This is a genomic window from Xanthomonas sp. SI (assembly GCF_014236855.1).
Taxonomy (GTDB): domain Bacteria; phylum Pseudomonadota; class Gammaproteobacteria; order Xanthomonadales; family Xanthomonadaceae; genus Xanthomonas_A.
In genome coordinates this window covers 3,886,504-3,907,772 of record NZ_CP051261.1, presented here as the reverse complement: position 1 = coordinate 3,907,772, position 21,269 = coordinate 3,886,504, and the positions used below count along the sequence as shown (strand labels likewise).

19 protein-coding genes are annotated in these 21,269 nt (G+C 68.8%); 16 read left to right on the top strand and 3 right to left on the bottom strand.

The genetic code is table 11. The features are described 5' to 3' along the window. The first annotated feature begins 63 nt into the window (after positions 1 to 63). From HEP75_RS16420 to HEP75_RS16405, 4 genes are all read left to right on the top strand, one after another. A complete protein-coding gene (locus HEP75_RS16420) occupies positions 64 to 975 on the top strand; it encodes a LysR family transcriptional regulator (RefSeq protein WP_185824239.1) in 912 nt (303 codons plus the stop codon). 274 nt (positions 976 to 1,249) lie between these two features. After that, a complete protein-coding gene (locus tag HEP75_RS16415) occupies positions 1,250 to 2,344 on the top strand; it encodes an OmpA family protein (RefSeq protein WP_185813707.1) in 1,095 nt (364 codons plus the stop codon). 297 nt (positions 2,345 to 2,641) lie between these two features. Further along, positions 2,642 to 3,148 carry a hypothetical protein gene (locus HEP75_RS16410; RefSeq protein ID WP_185824238.1) on the top strand — a complete coding sequence of 169 codons (507 nt, stop codon included), beginning with the start codon at positions 2,642 to 2,644 and terminating at the stop codon, positions 3,146 to 3,148. A 91-nt stretch (positions 3,149 to 3,239) separates the two neighbouring features. Further along, positions 3,240 to 4,031: a pseudouridine synthase gene (locus tag HEP75_RS16405; protein ID WP_185826636.1), complete on the top strand. Its 792-nt coding sequence runs from the start codon at positions 3,240 to 3,242 to the stop codon at positions 4,029 to 4,031. Here the strand turns inward: HEP75_RS16405 and HEP75_RS16400 are convergent. Next, a complete protein-coding gene (locus tag HEP75_RS16400; protein ID WP_185824237.1) occupies positions 3,982 to 4,374 on the bottom strand; it encodes an HNH endonuclease in 393 nt (130 codons plus the stop codon). The genes HEP75_RS16405 and HEP75_RS16400 overlap by 50 nt on opposite strands. A gap of 2 nt (positions 4,375 to 4,376) precedes the next feature. Beyond that, entirely contained in the window at positions 4,377 to 5,579 is a 1,203-nt protein-coding gene (gene kbl / locus HEP75_RS16395) for a glycine C-acetyltransferase (protein WP_185820845.1), read from the bottom strand. A 198-nt stretch (positions 5,580 to 5,777) separates the two neighbouring features. Between kbl and HEP75_RS16390 the strand changes: the two genes are divergently transcribed. The 5 genes from HEP75_RS16390 (at position 5,778) to HEP75_RS16370 (ending at position 10,763) form a co-directional block, all read left to right on the top strand. Then, positions 5,778 to 6,800, top strand: a complete 1,023-nt coding sequence (locus HEP75_RS16390; protein WP_255423885.1) for a sulfate ABC transporter substrate-binding protein — start codon at positions 5,778 to 5,780, stop codon at positions 6,798 to 6,800. Between the two features lie 4 nt (positions 6,801 to 6,804). After that, the gene (gene cysT, locus HEP75_RS16385; RefSeq protein ID WP_053840530.1) at positions 6,805 to 7,665 is read left to right on the top strand and encodes a sulfate ABC transporter permease subunit CysT; all 861 of its coding nucleotides are present in this window, start codon (positions 6,805 to 6,807) and stop codon (positions 7,663 to 7,665) included. Between the two features lies 1 nt (position 7,666). Continuing rightward, positions 7,667 to 8,629 (top strand): sulfate ABC transporter permease subunit CysW, encoded by a 963-nt coding sequence (gene cysW, locus HEP75_RS16380; protein ID WP_185824236.1) that lies wholly within the window; start codon positions 7,667 to 7,669, stop codon positions 8,627 to 8,629. Between the two features lie 7 nt (positions 8,630 to 8,636). Continuing rightward, a complete protein-coding gene (locus HEP75_RS16375) occupies positions 8,637 to 9,683 on the top strand; it encodes a sulfate/molybdate ABC transporter ATP-binding protein (protein WP_185824235.1) in 1,047 nt (348 codons plus the stop codon). A 372-nt stretch (positions 9,684 to 10,055) separates the two neighbouring features. Continuing rightward, complete coding sequence (locus HEP75_RS16370) at positions 10,056 to 10,763, top strand: TorF family putative porin (protein WP_185824234.1); 708 nt, start codon at positions 10,056 to 10,058, stop codon at positions 10,761 to 10,763. Positions 10,764 to 10,885: 122 nt separating this feature from the next. Here the strand turns inward: HEP75_RS16370 and tdh are convergent, their stop codons facing one another. After that, complete coding sequence (tdh, locus tag HEP75_RS16365; RefSeq protein ID WP_179570610.1) at positions 10,886 to 11,917, bottom strand: L-threonine 3-dehydrogenase; 1,032 nt, start codon at positions 11,915 to 11,917, stop codon at positions 10,886 to 10,888. A gap of 162 nt (positions 11,918 to 12,079) precedes the next feature. On the opposite strand from tdh, the gene HEP75_RS16360 reads away from it, so the two are divergent. The 7 genes from HEP75_RS16360 to HEP75_RS16330 all read left to right on the top strand — a co-directional run bounded on the left by HEP75_RS16360 (position 12,080) and on the right by HEP75_RS16330 (position 20,991). Continuing rightward, a complete protein-coding gene (locus tag HEP75_RS16360; RefSeq protein ID WP_185824233.1) occupies positions 12,080 to 14,233 on the top strand; it encodes a S46 family peptidase in 2,154 nt (717 codons plus the stop codon). A gap of 178 nt (positions 14,234 to 14,411) precedes the next feature. Further along, on the top strand, positions 14,412 to 15,056 hold the full coding sequence (locus tag HEP75_RS16355) for a histidine phosphatase family protein (protein ID WP_003470559.1): 645 nt from the start codon (positions 14,412 to 14,414) through the stop codon (positions 15,054 to 15,056). A gap of 364 nt (positions 15,057 to 15,420) precedes the next feature. Beyond that, positions 15,421 to 16,680, top strand: coding sequence for a bifunctional tetrahydrofolate synthase/dihydrofolate synthase (gene folC / locus HEP75_RS16350; RefSeq protein ID WP_185824232.1), 1,260 nt, complete (start codon positions 15,421 to 15,423; stop codon positions 16,678 to 16,680). Between the two features lie 69 nt (positions 16,681 to 16,749). Then, complete coding sequence (locus tag HEP75_RS16345; protein ID WP_185824231.1) at positions 16,750 to 17,790, top strand: SPOR domain-containing protein; 1,041 nt, start codon at positions 16,750 to 16,752, stop codon at positions 17,788 to 17,790. 94 nt (positions 17,791 to 17,884) lie between these two features. Then, entirely contained in the window at positions 17,885 to 18,652 is a 768-nt protein-coding gene (locus HEP75_RS16340; RefSeq protein ID WP_185813697.1) for a CvpA family protein, read from the top strand. 28 nt (positions 18,653 to 18,680) lie between these two features. Further along, complete coding sequence (purF, locus tag HEP75_RS16335; RefSeq protein WP_179570616.1) at positions 18,681 to 20,147, top strand: amidophosphoribosyltransferase; 1,467 nt, start codon at positions 18,681 to 18,683, stop codon at positions 20,145 to 20,147. Between the two features lie 22 nt (positions 20,148 to 20,169). Then, positions 20,170 to 20,991, top strand: a complete 822-nt coding sequence (locus HEP75_RS16330) for a ferritin-like domain-containing protein (protein WP_185824230.1) — start codon at positions 20,170 to 20,172, stop codon at positions 20,989 to 20,991. Positions 20,992 to 21,269 lie beyond the last annotated feature (278 nt).

Below are 21,269 nucleotides of genomic sequence, written 5' to 3'. Positions count from 1 at the left end.
AGATCCGCGATTTATCAGCACAAACTGGCAAGATATTGAGTGACTTTCAATGGAATCCATAAAATGGACCGGATCGGCGACATCGCGTTGTTCCTGCGCGTGCTCGACCTGGGCTCGATCAGCGCCGCGGCGCGCAGCCTTGACCTGTCGGTGGCGGTTGCCAGCCAGCGGCTGAAGCGGCTCGAGCGCGATCTCGGCGTGCGCCTGCTGCACCGGACCACGCGGCGCCTGCATCCCACGCCCGAAGGCCTGCAGCTGGCCGAACAGGGCCGCGCGCTGGTCGAGGACCTGGAGTCGCTGGCCGGCGGCCTGCGCGAAGCCGGCCGCAGCGCCGCCGGCACCTTGCGGGTGACCATGTCGGCCTCGTTCGGGCGCCAGTACGTGTCGCCGCTGCTGCCGCAGTTCATGGCCCTGTATCCGCAGATGCGGCTGAGCGTGCACCTGAGCGACAACGTGGTGGACCTGGTCAGCGAGGGCTTCGACCTGGCGATCCGGATCGGTGCGTTGCGCGATTCCACCCTGGTGGCGCGGCGCCTGGCCGGCAACCGCCGGGTGCTGTGCGCCGCTCCCGACTACCTGCGCCGCCACGGCGAACCGGCCACCCCGGCGGACCTGGCCGCGCACGCCTGCCTGCTGCTGACCGGCGCCGAAGGCCGCCAGGACACCTGGCACCTGCACGGCGCCGAGGGCGAGGTCGCGGTCAAGGTCGGCGGGCCGCTGGAATCCAACTTCGGCGAAGTGCTGCGCGATGCGGTACTCAATGGCCAGGGCATTTCCCTGCATTCGGTTTGGCATGTAGCCGAGGACCTGCGCCACGGGCGCCTGTGCCAGGTGCTGCCGCAGTACACGATCGCCGAGACCGGCATCTACGCGGTGATGCCGCAGCGCCGGCTGGTGCCGCCGCGGGTGCGCGCCTTCGTCGAGTTCATGCAGGTTCAGCTGGCGGATCCGCCGCCTTGGGAGCGCCTGGAGTGAGACGGCCGTACAAAACCGGCACGCTGTCTACACGCGCCGACAGGCCCCAAGCGCCGCATTGCATCATTTCATGAAGCTGTATACGGTGTATCCACGACCGCCGAGGGTCTGGTCGTGGGTTTCACATGTTACGTGCCTGTTAACGCGGTCTTCACCATGCCGAGCATAATGTGCGCGGCGATGGCGTGCGGAACGGCCGTCTGGATGTGACGAGACATCTGTACTGAACCATGCCCTATCGGTTTCTATATCCCCGAAACAAGGAGCTGTATTAATGAACAAGAAAATTCTCACCGCCGCGTTGCTGGGCGGTCTGGCCGTCGCCCAGGCAGCGTCCGCACAGGAATTCGACGACCGCTGGTACCTGACCGGTTCGGCCGGTTTCAACTTCCAGGACAACGACCGTCTGACCAACGACGCCCCGTTCGTCACCCTGGGTCTGGGCAAGTTCGTCAGCCCGAACTGGTCGATCGACGGTGAACTGAACTATCAGAACCCGAACTTCGACGCCAACCAGGACCTGAACTGGAGCCAGTACGGCATCTCGTTCGACCTGCGTCGCCACTTCATCCAGGAAGGCCGTGGCTGGAACCCGTACCTGCTGTTCGGTCTGGGCTACCAGCGTTCGGAAGAAGAGTTCGACACCGGCGGCGCCGTGTCCCCGGGCCAGCGCAAGGACGGCAACTTTGCCGCCAAGGCCGGCGTCGGTCTGCAGACCACCTTCGACAAGCGCGTTGCCGTGCGTGCCGAAGTGGCCTACCGCGCTGACTTCGACGACCAGAGCGTTGCCGCTCCGTCCGAGAACTGGTTCGGCGACGTGCTGGCTTCGGTCGGCGTCGTGATCCCGCTCGGCCCGCCGCCGTCGGCTCCGGTTGCCGCTCCTGCTCCGACCGCTGCCCCGAGCTGCGCGGACATGGACGACGACGGTGACGGCGTCAACAACTGCGACGACAAGTGCCCGGCTTCGCAGCCTGGCCAGACCATCGGTCCGGACGGTTGCCCGGTGCCTGTGTCGATCGACCTGAAGGGCGTCAACTTCGACTTCAACAAGTCGACCCTGCGTCCGGACGCGATCGCGATTCTGAGCGAAGCCACCGAGATCCTGAAGCGTTACCCCGACCTGAAGGTCGAGGTCGCCGGTCACACCGACTCGAAGGGTACCGACGCTTACAACCAGAAGCTGTCCGAGCGTCGTGCGACCACCGTGTATGACTACCTGACCAAGAACGGCGTGGACGCTTCGCGTCTGGTCGGTCCGATCGGTTACGGCGAGAGCCGCCCGATTGCGCCGAACACCAACCCGGATGGTTCGGACAACCCGGAAGGCCGTGCGAAGAACCGTCGTACCGAGCTGAACGTCCAGAACTAATCGGACGCTTCATGCTTCAAGCAAAGCCCGGCCTCGCGCCGGGCTTTGTTTTTGTGCGCCTGGAAAAACATCGCGCGCATCCGTTGTAGGAGCGGCTTCAGCCGCGACATGTCCTCTCCGGCAACGCAAATGTCGCGGCTGAAGCCGCTCCTACAGGGGGCAGCAAAAAGCCCTTCGCCAAGCTGAACTTTTTCAGCCTTCCCAATTATTTAGCGCATGCAGTGCCGGTATCGGTTGAAACTGCGCCTGGCCCTGCCTACACTCGCGGCGTCGTCTCGCCTGAATGGAAAAAAACCGATGCTGCGTATCGTTACGGCCGGCCTGCTTGGTCTTGCCTTGATTCCTGCCGCCCATGCCGCACCGGATTGCTCCGGCGACGTGCTGCCCAAGCCGTTGCCGCTGCCGGCCACGGTCGGTGCGCCGATCGCCTCGGAGCTGTACACGCGCAACCTGCAACTGGGCATGCCCAGCGGCGTGCTGGCGCAGTCCTACAGCAGCGACCAGTCGCTGGACCGGGTGCTGCTGCGGCTGCGCGCCGAAGGTTGCCAGAGCCTGGCCAACGCGATGCCGGCGGGCGCTGCGGTGAAGCCGAACGATCCGGCCGCCTACAAGCCGGCCACTGCGTTCGACAACACCCCATGGCGCTTCGACATGAGCCAGAACGGCAAGCGCATGACCGCCGAAGAGTTCGACGCGTGGATGAAGGCGCGCGGCGTGCGTGTGGTCAAGGCGCGTCCGGCACCGGCCGCCGTGCCCGCCGCCGCACCGGCGCCCGCCGCGGCCGCACCGGTCGACAAGCAGTAAGCGCTGCGCGCGGTCGCCGACCGCGCCTGCGTACGAAGCGCGAGCGGTGAAGCCTCCTTCGCGTTCCCGCCGCCCCGCGCCGCGCACCTCGGTGCCGGCGGCCAGCGCCCCGCGCTCGCCGCGCGCGGTTGCGGCCGGCGAGGCCCGCCACGGCCTGGCGCGCACGCTGTCCAAGCTCGGCCTGTGCTCGCGCACCGAAGCCGCGCGCTGGATCGCCGCCGGCCGCGTCGCGGTCGATGGCCACACCATCACCGATCCCGAATTCCCGATCCTGCGCGGCCGCCACCGGCTGGCGCTGGATGGCGCGCCGCTGGCCGCCACGCAGCGCCTGTACCTGATGCTCAACAAGCCGCGCGGCCTGGTCACCACCGCGCAGGACGAGCGCGGCCGCGACACCGTCTACCGCTGTTTCGACGGCGCCGGCTTGCCGTGGCTGGCGCCGGTCGGGCGCCTGGACAAGGCCAGCGAGGGCTTGCTGCTGTTCTGCAACGACCCGCAGTGGGCGGCGCGGGTCGCCGATCCGGCCAGCGGCCCGGACAAGACCTATCACGTGCAGGTCGATGCGCTGCCCGATGCGGCCCTATTGGCGCGCATGTGCGCCGGCGTCGTCGCCGACGGCGAGCCGCTGCGCGCCAAGCAGGCGCGGCTGTTGCGGCAAGGCGACAAGCACGCCTGGCTGGAAGTGGTGCTGGACGAGGGCCGCAACCGGCAGATCCGGCGCCTGCTGGCCGAACTCGATCTGGGCGTGCTGCGCCTGGTGCGGGTGGCGATCGGCGGGCTGGCGCTGGGCGAACTGGGCAAGGGCGCCTGGCGCGAACTCAGTGCCGCCGAGGTCAGTGCGCTGGCGCCGGCGGCGGCTGCCAGCGCGCCAGCCGCGCGCTGAGCAGGGCCGCGACCACTTCGTAGGCGCGCGCATCCTGCGGGCCTCGCGCATCGTGACGGCGGCCCTTGCCGTGGTTGCAGCCGGCACAGGCCAGCGCGAGATTGCGCGCATCGTTCGGATCGTCGCCGACCAAGGCGCACAGCGGCGCCGCCGCGCGGCGGCCGAACCAGGCCTGCGGCACCACGTGTTCCAGCGTGCTGTGCCCGAGCGGTTCGCCATCGCCGCGCAGGCGCAGACGCCGGCGGCAATGCAGGCAGCGCGTCTCCCAGCCGTCCTCCAGGGCTTGCGCGATTGCGTCGGTCCGCGCCGCCAGCAACAGCCGTTGGCGCAGCACCGTGCGCATGCTCAGGCGGGGATGACGTTCAACTCGCGGCCGATGCGGACGAAGGCGTCGATCGCCCGGTCCAGCTGTTCGCGGGTATGCGCGGCGCTGATCTGGGTGCGGATCCGCGCCTGGCCCTTGGGCACCACCGGGAAGAAGAAGCCGATCGCGTAGATGCCTTCCTCCAGCAGCCGTTCGGCGAAGCGCTGCGCCAGCGGCGCGTCGTACAGCATCACCGGGCAGATCGGATGGGTGCCGGGCTTGATGTCGAAGCCGGCCGCGGCCATGCGCTCGCGGAAGTGGCGGGTGTTCTCGACCAGCTGCGCGCGCAGGTCGGCGGCCGCGTCCAGCATCGCGAACGCCTTGATCCCGGCGGCGACCACGTGCGGCGGCAGCGAGTTGGAGAACAGGTAGGGACGCGAGCGCTGGCGCAGCAGTTCGATCACCTCGCGCCTGCCGGTGGTGAAGCCGCCGAGCGCGCCGCCCATGGCCTTGCCAAGGGTGCCGGTGAAGATGTCGATTCGATCCATCACGCCCTTGACCTCGGCCGAGCCGCGGCCCGTCGCGCCGAGGAAGCCGGTGGCGTGGCACTCGTCGATATGCACCAGCGCGCCGTACTTCTTCGCCAGCGCGGTGATCTCGTCGAGCGGGGCGATGAAGCCGTCCATCGAGAACACGCCGTCGCTGGTGATCAGCTTGGTCTTGCAGCCGGCGGCGTCGGCGGCCTGCAGTTGCGCTTCCAGGTCGGCCATGTCGCAGTTGGCGTAGCGGAAGCGCTTGGCCTTGCACAGGCGTACGCCATCGATGATCGAGGCATGGTTGAGCGCATCGGAAATGATCGCATCGGCTTCGCCGAGCAGCGGCTCGAACAGGCCGCCGTTGGCGTCGAAGCAGGCGGCGTAGAGGATGGTGTCCTCGGTGCCGAAGAACTCGGCGATGCGCGCTTCCAGTTGCTTGTGCAGGTCCTGGGTGCCGCAGATGAAGCGCACCGAGGCCATGCCGAAGCCGTGGGTGTCCAGCGCATCCTTGGCCGCGGCGATCAGCGCCGGGTGGTCGGCCAGGCCCAGGTAGTTGTTGGCGCAGAAGTTCAGCACGCGGCGGCCGTCGGCCAGTACGATCTCGGCCGCCTGCGGGCCGACGATGATGCGTTCGGACTTGAACAGGCCCTGCGCGCGGATCGCGTCCAGTTCGTCGGCGTAGTGCTGGGTGAGGCGGGAATCGGTCATGACGGGCACGCGCAGGCGGGAGAAGCGGAGATTTTAACGCGGCGTGTGCGAAGGTCGGCCGGCGTCATGCAAAAATGGCATAAGCATCGGCGGCGAAGTCATTTCACCGGACCAATGCGGCTGCGCAGCATGGCGCGCTGGCCGTGGTCGCATGGCCGGACCGCCAGTGCCCCCTGACCCTCTTCCGGAGTTCCGTCAATGCCCAGCTTCCTGCCGCGCCGATTCAGCCCGCTGCTCGCGCTCGCGCTGTGCGCGTTCGCCGGCACCGCCGCCGCGCGCGACGTGCAGTTGCTCAACGTGTCCTACGATCCCACGCGCGAGCTGTACCGCGACTACAACGCCGCCTTCGCCAAGCACTGGGAGCAGACCCACAGCGGCGACAAGGTCACCGTGGAGACCTCGCACGGCGGTTCCGGCAAGCAGGCGCGCTCGGTCATCGACGGGGTCGAGGCGGACGTGGTGACGCTGGCGCTGGCCTACGACGTGGACGCGATCGCCGACAAGGGCAAGCTGATCGATCCGGGCTGGGCCAAGCGCCTGCCCGACAACAGCGCGCCGTACACCTCCACCATCGTGTTCCTGGTGCGCAAGGGCAACCCGAAGAAGATCAAGGACTGGCCGGACCTGCTGCGCACCGGCGTATCGGTGATCACCCCGAACCCGAAGACCTCCGGCGGCGCGCGCTGGAACTACCTGGCCGCCTGGGCCTACGCCGACCATATCTTCAAGGGCGACCGCGAGCGCATCCTCGGCTACATGCGCGCGCTGTTCCGCAACGTGCCGGTGCTGGACACCGGCGCGCGCGGCGCCACCACCACCTTCGTCCAGCGCGGCATCGGCGACGTGCTGCTGGCCTGGGAGAACGAGGCGTTCCTGGCGCAGGAGGAACTGGGCAAGGACAAGTTCGAGATCGTGGTGCCGAAGCTTTCGATCCTGGCCGAGCCGTCGGTGGCGGTGGTCGACAAGAACGTGGACAAGCACGGCACCCGCGACGTCGCCGAGGAATACCTGAAATATCTGTATTCGCCGGAAGGGCAGAAGATCGCAGCCAAGCATTACTACCGCCCGCGCCATCCCGAGTACGCCGACCGCGCCGACATCGCGCGTCTGCCGAAGGTGCAACTGGTGACCATCGACCAGCAGTTCGGGTCCTGGGCCAAGGCCCAGGCCGAGCACTTCAACGACGGCGGCCTGTTCGACCAGATCCAGGCGAGCAAGTGACGCGATGGGAGTGAATGCCGTCGCCGCCACGCGCGCTCCGTCGCGGCGCAGGGTCATCCCCGGGCTCGGCCTGAGCCTGGGTATCACCCTGACCTGGCTGGGATTGGTGGTGCTGATCCCGCTGCTGGGCGTGGTGCTCAAGACCAGCGGCCTGGGCTGGCATGGCGTGTGGCAGGTGTGGAGCGAACCGCGGGTGCTGTCGGCGCTGCGGGTCAGCTTCGGCACCGCCTTCGTCGCCGCCGCGTTCAATGCGGTGATGGGCACCTGGGTGGCCTGGGTGTTCGTGCGCTACCGCTTCCCCGGCAAGCGCCTGTTCGACGCAATGATCGACCTGCCGTTCGCGCTGCCGACCGCGGTGGCCGGCATCGCGCTGACCGCGCTGTACGGCGGCAATGGCTGGGTCGGCCGCTGGTTGGAACCGCTGGGGCTGAAGATCGCCTACACCCAGCTCGGCATCGTGGTAGCGCTGGTGTTCGTCGGGCTGCCGTTCGTGGTGCGGATCGTGCAGCCGGTGCTGGCCGAGGCCGAGCGCGACGTGGAAGAGGCCGCCGCCACGCTCGGCGCCGGCCGCTGGCAGACCATCCGCCGGGTGGTGCTGCCGGCACTGTGGCCGGCGGTGCTGACCGGATTCGCGCTGGCCTTCGCGCGCGGCATCGGCGAATACGGCTCGGTGATCTTCATCGCCGGCAACCTGCCCAACGCGACCGAGATCGCGCCGCTGCTGATCACCATCCGCCTGGAGGAATTCGACTACGCCGGCGCGACCGCGATCGCCGCGGCGATGCTGCTGCTGTCGTTGCTGATGCTGCTGGTGGTCAACGGCGTGCAGGCGCGCTTCGCGCGGCGCGGCCTGGCGGCGCATTGAGATGAACGATACCGTGTCCAGCCTGACCCTCCCGTTTTCGGAGACTGCGTTGAGCGCATCGCCGCCTGTCGCCCGCCGCCGCGCCGCCGCGGTCACCACCGAGCCGTGGTGGGTGCAGGTGTTGCTGATCCTCGGCGCGCTGGGCTTCCTGCTGTCGTTCCTGTTGCTGCCGCTGCTGCTGGTGTTCGTCGAGGCGTTGCGCGGCGGGATCGGCGTGTTCTGGCGGGCGATCTCCGATCCCGATGCGCTCGCAGCGATCCGCCTGACCCTGCTGGTGACCGCGATCGTGGTGCCGTTGAACCTGGTGTTCGGCGTGGCCGCGGCGTGGGCGGTGAGCAAGCATCGCTTTCCCGGCAAGCGCCTGCTGGTAAGCCTGATCGACCTGCCGTTCTCGGTGTCGCCGGTGGTCGCCGGCCTGGTCTTCATCCTGATCTTCGGCCGCAGCGGCTGGGTGTGGCCGCTGATCGACGAAGGCTGGCGGCTGCACTTGCCGGTGTTCGGCGAGGTGCTGCTGCAACTGCCGCGGATCGTGTTCGCGCTGCCCGGCATCGTGCTGGCGACGACCTTCGTCACCTTCCCGTTCATCGCCCGCGAGCTGATGCCGCTGATGGAGCAGCAGGGCAGCGACGAGGAACTGGCTGCGTTGAGCCTGGGCGCCAACGGTTGGCAGATGTTCTGGCGGGTGACCATGCCCAACATCCGCTGGGGCCTGCTGTACGGCGTGCTGCTGTGCAGTGCGCGGGCGATGGGCGAGTTCGGCGCGGTGTCGGTGGTGTCCGGGCACATCCGCGGGCGCACCAACACGCTGCCGCTGCATGTGGAGATCCTCTACAACGAGTACGCCTACAGCGCCGCGTTCGCCTGCGCCAGCCTGCTGGCGCTGACCGCGCTGCTGACTCTGGCGCTGAAGTCCTATCTGGAATGGCGCCACGGCGAATCGCTGGCCGCCAATCACCGACACTGAGGTTGCGATGACCATCCGCGTACAGCACCTGGGCAAGCGTTTCGACGAATTCGTCGCGCTCGACGACGTCAGCCTGGATATCCGCCAGGGCGAGTTGCTGGCGCTGCTGGGGCCGTCCGGCTCCGGCAAGACCACGCTGCTGCGGGTGATCGCCGGGCTGGAGCATGCCGATGCCGGGCGCGTACTGATCGACGGCGAGGACGCGACCGGCCTGCCGGTGCAGTCGCGCCGGGTCGGCTTCGTGTTCCAGCACTACGCGCTGTTCCGGCACATGACCGTGCGCGACAACATCGCCTTCGGCCTGCGCGTGCGCCGCGGCGCCGAGCGCCTGGCCGAGGCGGCGATCCGTGCGCGGGTCAGCGAACTGCTCGCGCTGGTGCAACTGGACGGACTGGAGTCGCGCTACCCGACCCAGCTGTCCGGCGGCCAGCGCCAGCGCGTGGCCTTGGCGCGCGCGCTGGCGATCGAGCCGCGCGTGCTGCTGCTGGACGAACCATTCGGCGCGCTCGACGCGCAGGTGCGGCGCGACCTGCGGCGCTGGCTGCGCGAGCTGCACGACCGCACCGGGCTGACCACGGTGTTCGTCACCCACGACCAGGAAGAAGCGCTGGAACTGGCCGACCGCGTGGCGATCCTCAACCGCGGGCGCATCGAACAGCTCGGCAGTCCGGCCGACGTCTACGACCGCCCGGTGTCGCCGTTCGTGTACGGCTTCGTCGGTGCGGTCAACCGGCTGCCGGCGCAACTGCACGACGGCCAGTTGCAGGTCGCCGGACTGGCGCTGCCGGCGCCGGACACGCCGCTGTCCAGCGGCCCGGTCGATCTGTACGTGCGCCCGGAAGATCTGGCGCCCAGCGACAGCGGCTGGGCGGCGACGGTGCTGTCCTCGCAGCGCAGCGGCTCGCGCCTGCGCCTGCGCGCGCAGCTGGCGCATGGCCAGGACGAAGTGGAAGTGGAACTGCCGGCGGGCGAGGGCGCGACGCGCTATGCGCCCGGCCAGGTGCTGCAGCTGAGTGCGAGACGCTTCGGCTTGTTCGCGCAGCAGCGCGGCTAGCGGTATTCGGGGATACGACGCGCAGCGGCGATGCGGCGTTTCCGACCGCAATCTTCGCCGTCGGCGGCATTGCTATGGGAGCGACTTCAGTCGCGACGGGCGTTACCGGGAAGGCCCGTCGCGACTGAAGTCGCTCCCACAAGGTTTCTGCCGGTAGCAAATGAAAAGCCGCCATGCCCTGGACGCTGGGCTGGCCGCGGGCGCACCACGTAGACAAAGCCTGACCCGAAGCGCGCAGCCGCAAGGCCTGCGATGACTTGGTTTGTCTTGAAAGTGTTGCACTGCAAGAAAAAACCGGTTAAAAAAGTGTGAAGCCAGCATTGCAGCGCGCGCTGGAACCACCCCCCTCGTCAACTCGTAGGAGAATTACCGGTGAACAAGATCAAGCTTGGTGTCGCCCTGGCCGTGGCGCTGGCCGCCTCCCCGCTGAGTGCGTTGGCCCAGGACGAGGCCGCTGCCTCGCCGATTACCGGCTCCTATGGCGTGGTCAGCGACTACGTGTTCCGCGGCGTCTCGCAGACCAACGAAGGCCCTGCGTTCCAGGCCGGCGTCACCTACACCTCGCCGTTCGGCCTGTACGTCGGCACCTGGGGCTCCAACGTCGACTTCGGCGCCGGCGACCCGGATTGGGAAGTGGACGGCTTCATCGGCTACAACGTCGATTTCTCCCCGGACTGGAACTTCGACGTGATGGTCAACCGCTACGGCTATCCGGGCTCCGGCAAGTCGAACTACAACGAACTGATCACCAAGACCAAGTTCCTCAAGACCTACTCCTTGACCGTTGCGTATACCGACGACGTCTACAACCTGGACGAGGACAGCTTCTACTACGCGCTGGACGGGAACTGGAGCCTGCCGAACGACTTCAGCATCGGCGCGCACGTCGGCCGCACCACCTACGCCAGCGCGCTGACGCAGTACCAGGACTACACCGACTACAGCGTCAGCGTCGGCAAGATGCTCGGTCCGCTGGCGCTGAGCGTGGGCTACTACGACACCGACGACAAGGGCAACCAGAACTTCACCGAGAAGCTGGCCGACCACCGCTTCGCGGTCTCGGGCACGATCGCGTTCTGATCCGTGGCACCGTCGTGAACGAAGAAGGGCGCCTTGCGGCGCCCTTCTTTATTTGTGCGATCGCCAGGCCGATGACACCGGTCCTGGCCGCGCCGCGCGCGGCATCGCCGCCGCGCCGGACATCACCAGCTCAACACCACCTTGCCGGCCTTGCCTTCTTCCATCAGGTCGAAGCCCTTCTGGAATTCGTCGATGGTCAGCTGGTGGGTCAGCACCTTGCCGAGCGGGAAGCCGGACAGCACCAGCTGGGTCATCTTGTACCAGGTCTCGTACATCTTGCGGCCGTAGATGCCCTGCACGGTCAGGCCCTTGAAGATGATCTTGTCCCAGTCGCAGCCGGCGCCGCGCGGCATGATGCCGAGCATGGCGATCTTGCCGCCGTGGTACATGCAGTCGAGCATGTCGTTGAACGCGCGCGGGTTGCCGCTCATCTCCAGGCCCACGTCGAAGCCTTCCATGTGCAGGTCGGCCATCACCTCCTTCAGCGAGGTGTTGGCGACGTTGACCACGCGGGTGGCGCCCATGTCGGCGGCGAGCTTGAGGCGGAAGTCGTTGACGTCGGTGACCACCACGTTGCGCGCGCCGATGTGCTTGCAGATGCCGGCGGCGATGATGCCGATCGGGCCGGCGCCGGTGATCAGCACGTCCTCGCCGATCACGTCGAACTCCAGCGCGCAGTGCGCGGCGTTGCCGTACGGGTCGAAGAACGCGGCCAGCTCGGACGGGATCTGGTCCGGGATCGGCCACAGGTTGGAGGCCGGCATCACCATGTATTCGGCGAAGGCGCCGTTGACGTTGACGCCGATGCCGACCGTGTTCGGGCACAGGTGCGGACGCCCGCCGCGGCAGTTGCGGCAGTGCCCGCAGACGATGTGGCCTTCGGCCGAGACGCGCTGGCCGACCTGGTAGCCGCTGACCGCCGAGCCGAGCTCGGCGATGCGGCCGACGAACTCGTGGCCGATGGTCAGGCCCGGCTTGATCGTGCGCTGGCTCCACTCGTCCCACAGGTAGATATGCAGGTCGGTGCCGCAGATCGCGGTCTTCTCCAGCTTGATCAGCACCTCGTTGGGGCCGGGCACCGGCACCGGCACCTGTTCCAGCCAGATGCCCTTGGCTGCGTCGCGCTTGACCAGCGCCTTCATTGTTTGCGCCATGGCGGTGCAAGACTCGGGGTTGAGAGGGCGCGAAGTATAAGCCGCCCGCAGGCGCGGCCATGTTGCGGCGCGTGCGGGGTGCCGTTGGTCATGCTCGCCGCATCGGTTGCATTCGTTACAATCTAACGTCTATTTCATGCCTGTCGCGAAGGAATCCATTCGATGCGCTCGAATCTGCTGGCTGTCGCCGTCGTCGTCGCCCTGGCCTGTGCCCCGGCCGCCCATGCCGGCGAAGGCATGTGGGTCCCGCAGCAATTGCCGGATATCGCCGGCCAGCTGCAGCAGGCCGGGTTGAAGCTGTCGCCGCAGCAACTGGCCGACCTGACCGGCGATCCGATGGGCGCGGTGGTGTCACTGGGCGGCTGCACCGCCAGCTTCGTGTCGCCGCAGGGCCTGGTGGTAACCAATCACCATTGCGCCTACGGCGCGATCCAGCTCAATTCCACGCCGCAGAAGAACCTGATCCGCGACGGCTTCAGCGCGGCCAGCAACGGCGCCGAGCTCAGCGCCGGGCCGAACGCGCGCATCTACGTGCTCGACCGCATCAGCGATGTGACCGAGCAGGCCAAGACCGCGATGGCCGCAGCCGGCAGCGACGCGCTCAAGCGCACCCAGGCGCTGGAGGCGTTCGACAAGGCCCAGGTCGCGGCCTGCGAAGCCGAGGCCGGCTACCGCTGCGAGCTGTACAGCTTCGCCGGCGGCAATACCTACCGGCTGTTCCGCACCCTGGAAATCCGCGACGTGCGCCTGGCGTACGCGCCGCCGTCGGGCATCGGCAAGTTCGGCGGCGACGTCGACAACTGGATGTGGCCGCGCCACACCGGCGATTTCTCGTTCTACCGCGCCTATGTCGGCAAGGACGGCAAGCCGGCGGCCTACGCCAAGGACAATGTGCCGTACCAGCCCAAGCATTTCCTCAAGTTCGCCGACCAGCCGCTGGGCGCTGGCGACTTCGTGATGGTGGCCGGCTATCCGGGCCGCACCAACCGCTATGCGCTGGCCTCGGAATTCGACGCCACCGCCAGTTGGGCCTATCCCACCGCCGCGCGCCAGTACCGCGACCTGATCGCGCTGGTGGAGCAGGCCGGCAAGCAGGACCCGGACATCCAGGTGAAGTACGCGGCGACGATGGCCAGCTGGAACAACGTCGCCAAGAACTACGAAGGGCAGCTGGAAGGCTTCAAGCGCATCGACGCGGCCGCGCAGAAGCAGGCCGAGGAACGCGCGGTGCTGGCCTGGCTCAAGCGCCAGGGCCGCGACGGCCGCGCGGCGCTGCAGGCACATGCGCAGTTGCTGGCGCTGGACGAGCAGGCCAAAGCCACCCGCGACCGCGACCTGATCCTGCGCCAGCTGCGCCGCACCGGCGTGCTCGGCAGCGCGCTGTCGCTGTACCGCGTGTCGATCGAGCGGGCCAAGCCCGACGCCGAGCGCGAACCCGGCTACCAGGAACGCGACCTGCCGGAGATCGAGGGCGCGCAGAAGCAGATGGAACGTCGCTACGTCGCGTCGATGGACGGACAACTGCAGCGCTATTGGTTCGACCAGTACCTGAAGCTGCCGAAGGCGCAGCGCCTGCCGGCGCTGGACCAGTGGTTGGCCGGCGCCGATGCGCAGGCCGCCGCCGCGCGGCTGGCCGGCACCAAGCTGGGCAGCACCGAGGAGCGCCTGAAGTGGCTGCGCGCCGACCGCGCCGCGTTCGAATCCAGCGACGACCCGGCGCTGCGCTATGCGGTGGCGCTGATGCCGGCGCTGCTGCAGATCGAGCACGAGGAAAAGCGCCGCGAAGGCGAGGAACTGCTGGCCCGTCCGCGCTACCTGCAGGCCTTGGCCGACTACAAGAAGAGCCAGGGCGAGTCGGTCTATCCGGACGCCAACTCCTCGTTGCGCATCACCTTCGGCAACGTCAAGGGCTATGCGCCCAAGGACGGCGTGGCCTATACCCCGTTCACCACGCTGGAAGGCGTGCTGGCCAAGGACACCGGCGCCGATCCGTTCGATTCGCCCAAGGCCCTGCTCGACGCGGCCAAGGCCAAGCGCTACGGCGGGCTGGAGGACAAGCGGCTGGGTTCGGTGCCGGTCGATTTCCTGTCCGACCTGGACATCACCGGCGGCAACTCCGGCTCGCCGGTGCTCGACGCGCAGGGCAAGCTGGTCGGGCTGGCGTTCGACGGCAACTGGGAGTCGGTGAGTTCCAACTGGGTGTTCGACCCGGCCATGACCCGGATGATCGCGGTCGATTCGCGCTACCTGCACTGGATCATGCAGGAAGTGGCGCCGGCGCCGCGGCTGCTGAAGGAGTTGAATCTGAAGCAGTAACCTCGCCGGGCACGGTGGCGGCCTGCGCCGCCGCCGCGCAGCCTGCCCGGCGTTGAACGCGCGTCGCGGCGGCGGCGGAGCGGGATGCGGTTCGGGGGTTTCCGGCGACGGAGCAGGTATCATGCCGCTCCGTTTTCGTTCGCGAGACGGCAACCTCTCCCCAACGGAATTCCACCGCATGCGCATCCTGCTCGCTCGTCATGGCGAAACCCCGTGGAACGCCGAAGGCCGCTACCAGGGCCAGATCGACATCGCGTTGTCGCCGGTCGGCGAGGCGCAGGCACAGGCGCTCGGCGCGCGCCTGCGCGAGGTGCCGCTGACCCGCGCGGTGGCCTCGCCGCTGTCGCGCGCGCAGAGCACCGCCCGCTACGCGCTTGGCGCGGAGCGCGAGGCGATGCTGCTGACCGATCCCGACTTGCAGGAGATCGCCCACGGCGAATGGGAAGGGCTGCTAGCCAGCGAGATCAACGACAAGGATCCGGCGCGGCTGCGCGCCTGGCGCGAGGAGCCGGACACGGTGCTGATGCCGGGCGGCGAGTCGCTGCGCCAGGTGCTGGACCGTTCCTGGCGCGGTCTGACCCGCGCCGCCGAGGGCCTGGGCGAGTACGACACCTTGCTGGTGGTGGCGCACGATGCGGTCAACCGGGTGATCCTGTGCCGGGTGCTGGGCCTGCCGATCGCCAAGCTGTGGAGCTTCCGCCAGGCACCGACTACGCTGAACCTGCTGGAAGGCCCGGACGTGGAACATCTGGAAGTGGTGCGGCTGAACGATTGCGCGCACCACACGCCGTTCTTCGGCGAGGCCAAGCACCGGGCGTTGTAGGGCTCTGTTTCAAGTTTTCGCATCATGGCTCGTTGGCGCGACGCAAAAACATGAGCAAATGCTTTCGCGCTTGGCGCGAGTCACTTTTCTTTGCTTGTGCAAAGAAAAGTAACCAAAAGAAAGCACACCCGGGCGGCACGCCCTCCGCGCTGCGCGCTCCGGGTGCGCAAGCCGACCGGACATTTTTCGGCGGCACATCCATGTGCCGTCGAAAAACGGCGCGTGTCGTGCGCGCCGCCCCTTCGGGGTTTTCGTCCGATCGGCTTGCCGTGCCTCACGGGGCCGGGAACAGCCAAAGCAAATGCAAAGCACAACCCCGGCGATTCAAGCGCTGTCGGCGCATCAGTCGAGTCCAGTCGAACGTATGAAAACCCTCCCCGAATGGCTCGCCTACATCGAGCAGCAGCACCCGCAGGACATCGCGATGGGCCTGGAGCGCGTGCGCGCGGTGGCCGAGCGCATGCGCCTGGCGCGGCCGGCGAAGAAAGTCATCACCGTCGGCGGCACCAACGGCAAGGGCTCGACCGTGGCCTTCGTCGAGGCGATCGCGCGCGCCGGCGGCTGGACCGTCGGCAGCTACACCTCGCCGCACCTGCTGCGCTACAACGAGCGCGTCCGCATCGGCGGCGACGAGGCCAGCGACGCGCAGCTGGTGGCCGCCTTTGAGGCGGTGGAGGCCGCGCGCGGCGACACTCCGCTGACCTATTTCGAATACGGCACGCTGGCCGCGCTGTGGCTGTTCCAGCAGGCCGAGCTGGACCTGGCGGTGCTGGAAGTGGGCCTGGGCGGGCGCCTGGACGCGGTGAACCTGGTCGATGCCGACGTGGCGGTGATCACCACCGTCGACATCGACCACACCGACTGGCTGGGCGCGGACCGCGAGGCGATCGGCGCTGAGAAGGCCGGCATCGCGCGGCCGTGGAAACCGCTGGTGCTGGGCGAGATCGATCCGCCGTCGAGCGTGCTGCGCCGCGCCTATGCGATCGGCGCCAACGCGATCCGCGCCGGCAGCGATTTCTTCCATGAGCCGATCGATGCCGCGCAATGGCGCTGGCGCGACGTCGGCACCGAGCTGGAGTTGCCGTCGCCGCAGCTGCGCGCGCCGGTGCAGCGCGCCAATGCCGCCACCGCCATCGCCGCCTTGCGCGCGCTGCGCAAGGCCTTGCCGCGCACCGCCTATGCCGAGGGCATCGCCGCCGCGCAGTTGCGCGGTCGCCTGCAGCCGTTCGTGCGCGACGGCGTCGAGGTGCTGGTCGATGTCGGCCACAACCCGCAGGCCGCGCGCGAACTGGCCGCGGCGCTGCAGGCGCAGCCCTGCACCGGCGCCACCCGCGCGGTGTTCGCCGCCCTGGCCGACAAGGACGCGGCCGGCGTGGTGCAGGCGCTGGCCGGGCAGGTCGCTGTCTGGCATCTGGCCGGGCTGTCCGGCGCGCGCGGCCAGAGCGGCGCGCAGTTGCAGGCGCGCCTGGCCGGTACCGACGCCGCCGCTGCCAGCCTCGCCGACAGCGTGGCGCAGGCGCTGCAGCAGGCTCTGGCGCAGGCGCGGCCGGGCGATCGGGTGCTGGTATTCGGCTCGTTCCACACCGCGGCCGACGCCTTGCACTGGCTGCATTCAGCCGGCTAACCCCGCCGGCAGCCGGCCCGACCTTATAATCGCTGCGGCACTCCGCCATGCCGCCCCCTCAAGCTTTCCGTGGATACCGTCCTGAAACAGCGACTGATTGGCGCCCTTGTCCTGGTGGCGCTCGCCGTGATCTTCCTGCCGATGCTGGTCAAGGGCCCTGCGCCCGACAGCGGCGTCGCCAATGTTCCGCTGAAGGCTCCGGACGCTCCGGCCGACGGCCAGTTCCAGACCCGCGAATTGCCGCTGGTGACGCCGGGCGACGCGCCCAGCGGCGGCGCGGTGGGCATGGCCAGCGCGCCGGCCGCGACGCCGGCGCCGGTGCAGGACAACCCCGACGCCGCCGACCTGGCCACGCCGGCCGCGGCCAGCGGCGCCGCGCAGGCGTTGCCGCCGACCGTGGCCGCCGGCAACTACGCGGTCAATTTCGGCGCCTATTCCACCCAGGCCGACGCCGATGCGGTGATCGCGCGGCTCAAGCAGGCGCAGCTGCCGGGCTTCCGCGAGGCGGCCACGATCGGCGGGCGCCAGGCCTGGCGCGTGCGCATCGGCCCGTATGCCGACCGCGCCCAGGCCGAGTCGGTGCGGCTGCAGGCGGTGAAGGTGCGCAACGACGTCAACGCCCAGGTGGTGACCCTGGACGCGCCGAGCGCATCCTCGGTGGCCACCGCCGCGACCCCGGCCGCGAGCGCGGCGCCGGCCAAGACCGAAACCCTGCCGCCGGAGCCGGCCAAGCCGGTGGCCGCGGCCAAGCCGCCGGTCGCCGCGGCGCCCAAGCCTGAACCGGCCAAGCCCGAGCCGGCCAAGCCGGCGACGCCGGCTCCGGTCGCGGCGTCCAAGCCCGCCCCAAGCGTGCCGAGCGTACCGGCCGCGTCCGGCACCGGCTTCGCCGTGCAACTGGGCGCGTTCGGCAAGGCCGAGGATGCCAACGCGTTGCGCGACAAGGTCCGCGCCGCCGGGTTCAGCGCCTTCGTCGAACAGGTGCGTACCGACAAGGGCGCCTTGAACCGGGTGCGGGTCGGCCCGGTCGCCAATCGCGCCGATGCCGAACAGCTGCGCGCGCAGGTCGCATCCAAGGTCGGCATCAGCGGTATGGTACGTCCACACCCTTGAACCGGGCGTCGGCCCACGGAGTCGCAAGCATGTACCAGGGAAGGGACCCGCGGCGTTGTGCCGCCATGGCGCGGTGCGGCCGCGGGAGGCGCGCATGATCGATATGGTGCTGCTGGCGGTGATCCTGGTCTCGGCGCTGCTGGGCGCGCTGCGCGGCTTCGTCGGCATCGTGGTCGGCACGCTGTCGTGGCTGCTGGCCGGCTGGGCCACCTTCCAGTTCGGCGGCGATGCCGGGCGCTGGCTGGCCGACGGCGCGCATCCGAGCATGACCTACTATCTGGGCGGCTACGCGCTGACCTTCGTGGTGACGATGGCGGTAGTGGGCATCACCGGCATGGTGATCCGCAGCGCGGTGCGCGCCACCGCGCTGTCCGGCACCGACCGCGCGCTGGGCTTCGGCCTGGGCACGCTGCGCGGCGGGTTCTTCGCCGCGGTGCTGGTGCTGCTGATGAGCTTCACCCCGCTGACCCGCGAGCCGGCCTGGCGCCAGTCGGTGGTGCTGCCGGTGCTCAGCCCCGGCGTGCACTGGATGCGCGCGCAGCTGCCGGACTGGCGCATGCCGCAGATGCCGCAACTGAACATGTCGCAGATGAACCTGCAACAGATGAACATGCCTCAGATGGATTTGGGCAAGTTGCCCCTGGCAGGCGATAATGCCGCCCTGGGCAACGCCCTGTCGGCCAGTGGCCTGCAGGAGGTGATGTCCAAGGCCCTGGGGCGTCCGGGGGCCCAATCCGCGCAGCCCGGCGGCGATCCGAACCAGGTCCTGCCTGCGAACATCGATCCGGCGCAGGCGCGTCCGGCAGCAAACGACCCGGCACGGGTCGAATCCAACGGCCAGGCACGGCCACCTTCCCAATAGCGGCGCAGTCGCCGCGGAGAGCGTTCAAATGTGTGGCATCGTCGGAATCGTCGGCAATCAGAATGTCGCAGCGCAACTGTATGACGGCCTGGCCGTGCTGCAGCATCGCGGGCAGGATGCCGCAGGCATCGCCACCGCCGACGGCACCCGTCTGCGCGTGCAGAAGGCCAACGGCCTGGTCCGCGACGTCTTCGACGAGAAGCGCATGGCGGTGCTGGAAGGCCGGGTCGGCATCGCCCATTGCCGCTATCCCACCGCCGGCTCGGAAGGCATGGACGAGGCGCAGCCGTTCTACGTCAATTCGCCCTACGGCATCGCGCTGGCGCACAACGGCAACCTGATCAACACCGAGGCGCTGCGCCAGCAGGTGTTCGAGGCCGACCGGCGCAACATCAACACCGATTCGGACAGCGAAGTGCTGCTGAACGTGTTCGCCTACGAGCTGGACGCGCAGCGCATGCTGACCCCGGAAGCGGCGATCCGCGCGGTGGCCGGCGTGCACCGCCGCTGCAAGGGCGGCTACGCGGTGGTCAGCGTGGTGCTGGGCCTGGGCCTGGTGGCGTTCCGCGACCCGCACGGCATCCGTCCGCTGGTGCTGGGCAAGCGCGAGGGCGTGGAAGGCGACGAATACATCGTCGCTTCCGAGTCCTCGGCGCTGGACATCCTCGGCTTCACCCGCCTGCGCGACGTGCGCCCCGGCGAAGCGCTGGTGATCACCGGCCGCGGCGAGCTGTTCTCCGAAGTCTGCGCCTCGCCCACCGACCACACCCCGTGCATCTTCGAGTACGTGTACTTCGCGCGCCCGGACTCGATGATCGACAACGTCTCGGTGCACAAGGCGCGCATGCGCATGGGCATGAAGCTGGGCGAGAAGATCCTGCGCCTGCGCCCGGACCACGACATCGACACCATCATCCCGATCCCGGACACCTCGCGCGACGCCGCGCTGGAGATGTCCAACGTGCTCGGGGTGAAGTACCGCGAGGGCTTCGTCAAGAACCGCTACGTCGGCCGCACCTTCATCATGCCGGGGCAGGTCGAGCGGGTGAAGTCGGTGCGCCGCAAGCTCAATCCGATTCACCTGGAATTCCGCAACCGCGTGGTGCTGCTGGTCGACGATTCGATCGTGCGCGGCACCACCAGCCGGCAGATCGTGCAGATGGCGCGCGAGGCCGGGGCGCGCAAGGTGTACCTGGCCAGCGCCGCGCCGCCGGTGCGCTACCCGAACATCTACGGCATCGACATGCCGGCCGCCGACGAGCTGATCGCGCATGGCCGCAGCGAGCAGGAAATCCAGGAATTCCTCGGCTGCGACTGGCTGATCTATCAGGATCTGGAAGACCTGGAAACCGCGGTGCGCGAGGGCAACCCGGAACTGAAGACCTTCGATTCCTCGTGCTTCAACGGCGAGTACACCACCGGCATCGAGCCGGGCTACTTCGAGCGCATCATGCAGCTGCGTTCGGACGAAGCGAAGAAGAAGCGCCGCGCCTGACGCGGCCTGGCGTGGCGCACGGATGCACGACGCGCAAGCCGGCGGGGATCTGCTGCACGCGGCGCGGCTGTGCCTGGCCGCCAGCGCGCCCGAGGACAAGGTCGCCCTGACCCAGCGCTACGCCGCCGCGTTCGCCGCCGGCGATCTGCACGTGCCGGCGGACGCCGGCGAGCCCGAACCGATCCGCATGCCGGGGCGTCCGCCGCGGCCGCTGCTGGTGCATCCGCGCGAACTGCCGCGGCGCGGCCTGGGCAGCGCCGAAGGCCGTGCCGCCTTCATCCATGCGATCGCGCACATCGAACTCAACGCGATCGACCTGGCATGGGACGCGGTGTACCGCTTTCGCGGGTTGCCCGACGCGTTCTATGCCGACTGGGTGGCGGTGGCCGCCGACGAATCGCGCCATTTCGCGCTGCTGCGCGAGCGGCTGCGTGCGCTGGGCCACGATTACGGCGATTTCGCCGCGCACAACGGGCTGTGGGAGATGTGCGAGAAGACCGCGCACGACGGCCTGGCGCGCATGGCCTTGGTGCCGCGGGTGCTGGAGGCGCGCGGGCTGGACGTGACCCCGGGCATGATCGTGAAGCTGCGCGCGCTCGGCGACGCCGCCACGGTCGAGATCCTGGAACTGATCCTGCGCGAAGAAGTGGCGCACGTCGCCGCCGGCTCGCGCTGGTACCGCTGGTATTGCGCGCGTGCCGGCATCGAGCCGCGCGCCCGCTTCGCCGAGCTGCTGCGCGAATACGCAGGCGGCTACCTGCACGGCCCGTTCAACCTGCCGGCGCGGCTGCTGGCCGGTTTCGACGAGGACGAGTTGCTCGCCTTGCAGCGCCAGGCCGGCTGAGGCGGCGCGCTGCCGCGCGGCGAGGCGGCCTGCGTTACCCGGCGGACCGGCAGACGGTTTCCGAACGATCGCCGCTGGCTTGCGTCGACACCCCATGAGAGCGTCGCGCGCTGTAAAGGGCAGTGCGTGGATGCCGATCACGGTGCTACTGGAATGGCGATCTCTGAGCGGGAACGCGATCGACTTTGTTGCTTGCACTGAACATTGGCTGAGCGGCTAATCGGAATCCCCCGTGCGCTGTGCCCGACGCCTGCTGCGCGAGGGACGACGCTCCGTCT

Excerpts from the sequence above, each read along its gene's own strand:
- HEP75_RS16400 (WP_185824237.1), bottom strand. The coding sequence starts at position 4,374 with ATGCGCACGGTGCTGCGCCAACGGCTGTTGCTGGCGGCGCGGACCGAC.
- HEP75_RS16410 (WP_185824238.1), top strand. The coding sequence starts at position 2,642 with ATGCTGCGTATCGTTACGGCCGGCCTGCTTGGTCTTGCCTTGATTCCT.
- HEP75_RS16420 (WP_185824239.1), top strand. The coding sequence starts at position 64 with ATGGACCGGATCGGCGACATCGCGTTGTTCCTGCGCGTGCTCGACCTG.
- cysT (WP_053840530.1), top strand. The coding sequence starts at position 6,805 with ATGGGAGTGAATGCCGTCGCCGCCACGCGCGCTCCGTCGCGGCGCAGG.
- HEP75_RS16355 (WP_003470559.1), top strand. The coding sequence starts at position 14,412 with ATGCGCATCCTGCTCGCTCGTCATGGCGAAACCCCGTGGAACGCCGAA.
- kbl (WP_185820845.1), bottom strand. The coding sequence starts at position 5,579 with ATGACCGATTCCCGCCTCACCCAGCACTACGCCGACGAACTGGACGCG.
- folC (WP_185824232.1), top strand. The coding sequence starts at position 15,421 with ATGAAAACCCTCCCCGAATGGCTCGCCTACATCGAGCAGCAGCACCCG.
- HEP75_RS16330 (WP_185824230.1), top strand. The coding sequence starts at position 20,170 with ATGCACGACGCGCAAGCCGGCGGGGATCTGCTGCACGCGGCGCGGCTG.
- HEP75_RS16340 (WP_185813697.1), top strand. The coding sequence starts at position 17,885 with ATGATCGATATGGTGCTGCTGGCGGTGATCCTGGTCTCGGCGCTGCTG.
- HEP75_RS16415 (WP_185813707.1), top strand. The coding sequence starts at position 1,250 with ATGAACAAGAAAATTCTCACCGCCGCGTTGCTGGGCGGTCTGGCCGTC.
- cysW (WP_185824236.1), top strand. The coding sequence starts at position 7,667 with ATGAACGATACCGTGTCCAGCCTGACCCTCCCGTTTTCGGAGACTGCG.
- HEP75_RS16375 (WP_185824235.1), top strand. The coding sequence starts at position 8,637 with ATGACCATCCGCGTACAGCACCTGGGCAAGCGTTTCGACGAATTCGTC.
- purF (WP_179570616.1), top strand. The coding sequence starts at position 18,681 with ATGTGTGGCATCGTCGGAATCGTCGGCAATCAGAATGTCGCAGCGCAA.
- HEP75_RS16360 (WP_185824233.1), top strand. The coding sequence starts at position 12,080 with ATGCGCTCGAATCTGCTGGCTGTCGCCGTCGTCGTCGCCCTGGCCTGT.
- tdh (WP_179570610.1), bottom strand. The coding sequence starts at position 11,917 with ATGGCGCAAACAATGAAGGCGCTGGTCAAGCGCGACGCAGCCAAGGGC.
- HEP75_RS16390 (WP_255423885.1), top strand. The coding sequence starts at position 5,778 with ATGCCCAGCTTCCTGCCGCGCCGATTCAGCCCGCTGCTCGCGCTCGCG.